Below are 3,488 nucleotides of genomic sequence, written 5' to 3'. Positions count from 1 at the left end.
GCGCTCGGTACCGGGCGCGGTGGGCTCGGCGGCGGGGCCGCGGCAGGCGGTGCGGTCACCGCACCCGCCCAGCCCGTGGTGGAGGTCGACGTCACCGCCGCCCAGCGCCGCCCGACCGGGGTCGACGAGCTTGACCGCGTGCTCGGCGGTGGGCTCGTGCCCGGCGCGGTGATCCTGCTGGCCGGTGAGCCCGGGATCGGCAAGTCCACGCTGCTGCTCGAGGTGGCCGCGCGTAGCGCCGAGGGCGGGTCCCGGGCGTTGATCGTCACCGGTGAGGAGTCGGCCGCCCAGGTGCGCCTGCGCGCGGGGCGCACCGGTGCTCTGCACAAGGATCTCTGGATTGCCGCGGAGACCGACCTCGGCGCGCTGCTGCAGCACGTCGAACAGGTCGCCCCGGCCCTGCTCGTGGTCGACTCGGTGCAGACGATCTCCGCGGCGGGCGTGGAGGGGGCCGCCGGCGGGGTCACCCAGGTACGCGAGGTCACCGCCGCGCTGATCCGCACCGCGAAGGCGCTTGGGCTTGCGACGGTGCTCGTCGGGCATGTCACCAAGGACGGCGCGGTCGCCGGTCCCCGCCTGCTCGAGCACCTGGTGGATGTCGTGCTCCACTTCGAGGGTGAGCGCCATTCGATGCTGCGCCTCGTGCGTGCCGGCAAGAACCGGTACGGGCCGGCGGACGAGATCGGCTGCTTCGAGATGGACGACGCCGGCATCCACGGCATCGCCGACCCGAGCGGCCTGTTCCTGTCCCGATCAGGCCCCGGTGGCAGCGCCGGCGCCGGCGTGCCGGGGACGTGCGTGACGGTGACGATGGAGGGGCGTCGCCCCCTGGTGGCCGAGGTCCAGGCCCTGGTGGCCGACTCGTCCGCGCAGGTGCCCCGGCGAGCGGTGTCCGGGCTCGACCCGGCCCGGGTGGCCATGATCCTCGCCGTCGTCGAACGCCGGGTCGGCATCCGTCTCGGTCGCAGCGATGTCTACACCGCGACGGTCGGCGGGGTCCGGCTGGCCGAACCCGCGGCGGATCTCGCCACGGCGCTGGCAGTGGTCAGTGCGATGCGGGATCGGCCGCTCCCCGCCGATCTGATCACCATCGGTGAGGTCGGGCTCGCCGGTGAGGTCCGCGCGGTGGGTGGTGTGCCCCGCCGGCTCGCCGCCGCGGCCCGGCTGGGATTCCGCCGGGCGCTGGTGCCCGCCGGCTCGCTGACGTCCGGCTCCGGCGCCACCACCGCGGGGGGCGGCACGGTGACCGGCGCCGTCGGCGCAGGCAGCACGGCCAACCGCCGCGCGGCAGGCGGCAGTGCGGCCCTCGGCGGGGCGGGGGCCCGGGCGCTGCGGGCTGTCGGCGAGGGTGATCAGGGCTCGCGGGACGCCCGTCCGGGGGCTACCGGCATGGAGAAGACCTTCGAGGGCATGACCGTCACCGAAGTGCCAGATCTGGTCGCCGCGATTACGCATATGTACAAAACATAAGAATTAAAGATGTCGATTTCGTGGCCTTTCGTTACCTTATGATTGCGGACCTCCCGCGGCGATCGCCCCGATAGCATCACGGCAGAGGCGGAGACAGCGGGGGAACCGAGGAGCTGAGTGAGCCTGATGGCACGACCACCCGGGGACGACATCTTCCGGGCGACACTGGCCGCGGTCGCCCCCGGAACCCCCTTCCGCGACGGCCTGGAGCGCATCCTGCGTGGCCACACCGGCGCCCTGATCGTGCTCGGTCACGACAAGGTCGTCGAGGGCCTGTGCACCGGCGGTTTCGAGCTCGACGTCGAGTTCTCGGCCACCCGGTTGCGGGAGCTGGCGAAGATGGACGGCGCGATCGTGCTGTCGTCCGACCTGCAGCGCATCGTGCGCGCCGCGGTCCACCTCGTGCCGGACCCGACGGTGCCCACCGAGGAGTCGGGCACCCGGCACCGCACGGCCGAGCGGGTCGCCAAGCAGACCGAGTACCCGATCATCTCGGTCAGTCAGTCGATGCACATCATCGCCCTGTACGTCGCCGGCCGGCGCTACGCGCTGGACGGCTCCGCCGCGATCCTGTCGCGCGCCAACCAGGCCCTGGCCACCCTCGAGCGCTACAAGCTGCGCCTGGACGAGGTGGCGGGCACGCTGTCCGCACTGGAGATCGAGGATCTCGTCACGGTCCGCGATGCGATCTCGGTCAGTCAGCGCCTGGAGATGGTGCGCCGCATCGCCGACGAGATCGAGGGCTACGTCGTCGAGCTCGGCACCGACGGCCGGCTGTTGTCCCTGCAGCTCGAGGAGCTGATGGCCGGGGTGGAGACCGAGCGGGAACTCACCGTCCGCGACTATCTGCCCGCCGGTTCGCGGGCCGGTACGGCCACGCAGGTACTCACCGAGCTGTCGGCGATGTCCCCCACCGACCTGCTCGACCTCACCGTCCTCGCCCGCGTGATCGGTTTCTCCGGCGGGGCGGACATCCTTGACCGCCAGATCAGCCCGCGCGGGTACCGGATGCTGGCCAAGGTCCCCCGCCTGCCCCGCCTCGTCGTCGACCGGCTCGTCGACCACTTCGGCACCCTGCAGAAGCTGCTGGCCGCCGGCGTCGACGACCTGCAGACCGTCGACGGTATCGGGGAGGCCCGGGCCCGCGCCGTGCGCGAGGGCCTGTCCCGGCTCGCCGAGTCCAGCATTCTCGAGCGCTACGTCTGAGTTCGCACCAGACCGTCCCGGGCCGGCCGGGCGCCACGATCAGCCCAGCCGGGCGCGGTGGCGGCCGGGCGCGGTGGCCCGGCTGGCCCGGCCCGGCTGGCCGGATGGCACGATGGCTGAGATGACCGGCGTGACCTACGACCTCGACACCGCACCGGCGGCACCCGGCCCACTCGGTGTGCTGGTGTTGGACTGGTTCGGCGGGGCCGCCCGCGACCTGCCCTGGCGTCGGCCGGGGACGACACCCTGGGCGGTGCTGGTCAGCGAGGTGATGCTGCAGCAGACCCCGGTCAACCGGGTGCTGCCCGTGTGGACGGCCTGGCTGGCCCGCTGGCCGACGCCGGCGTCGCTGGCCGCAGAGCCGTCCGGGGAGGCCGTCCGGGCCTGGGGGCGGCTCGGCTACCCACGGCGGGCCCTGCGGCTGCACCAGAGCGCCACGGCCGTCGTGGCGCGCCACGGGGGCGAGGTCCCGGACGACCTCGACGCACTGCTCGCCCTGCCCGGCATCGGCACGTACACGGCCAGGGCGGTCGCGGCGTTCGCCTTCCGGCAGCGGCACCCCGTCGTCGACGTCAACGTGCGTCGCCTGTACGCCCGCGCGGTCGAGGGCCGCGCCGAGGCGCCGGCCACCATCAACCGCACCGACCTTGCCGGCGTCGCCGACCTGCTGCCCACCGACCCCGAGGCCGCGGCGCGCACCAGCGCCGCGTTGATGGAACTCGGTGCCCTGGTCTGCGTTGCCCGCACGCCGCGCTGCCCGGCCTGCCCGCTGCTCGAACGGTGCGCGTGGGTGCGGGCGGGCAGTCCCCCGG

The 3,488-nt window shown here is 73.7% G+C and carries 3 protein-coding genes; all 3 read left to right on the top strand.

All coding sequences use genetic code 11. The annotated features are described in order from the left end of the window. Positions 1-1,470: DNA repair protein RadA (gene radA / locus ND747_RS15890; RefSeq protein ID WP_251734397.1), on the top strand; the 1,470-nt coding region annotated here is incomplete at its 5' end. Positions 1,471-1,596: 126 nt separating this feature from the next. Next, entirely contained in the window at positions 1,597-2,676 is a 1,080-nt protein-coding gene (gene disA / locus ND747_RS15885) for a DNA integrity scanning diadenylate cyclase DisA (RefSeq protein WP_251734396.1), read from the top strand. Positions 2,677-2,788: 112 nt separating this feature from the next. After that, on the top strand, positions 2,789-3,488 hold a 700-nt coding region (locus ND747_RS15880; protein WP_374216242.1), incomplete at its 3' end, for an A/G-specific adenine glycosylase.

Source organism: Frankia sp. R82 (assembly GCF_023716925.1).
Lineage (GTDB): Bacteria > Actinomycetota > Actinomycetes > Frankiales > Frankiaceae > Frankia.
Note: the sequence above shows the minus strand (reverse complement) of the source record. Positions and strands in the feature narration are given on the sequence as shown.

What these genes read in the sequence shown, in the direction of transcription:
- disA (WP_251734396.1), top strand. Translation starts at nt 1,597, where the DNA reads ATGGCACGACCACCCGGGGACGACATCTTCCGGGCGACACTGGCCGCG.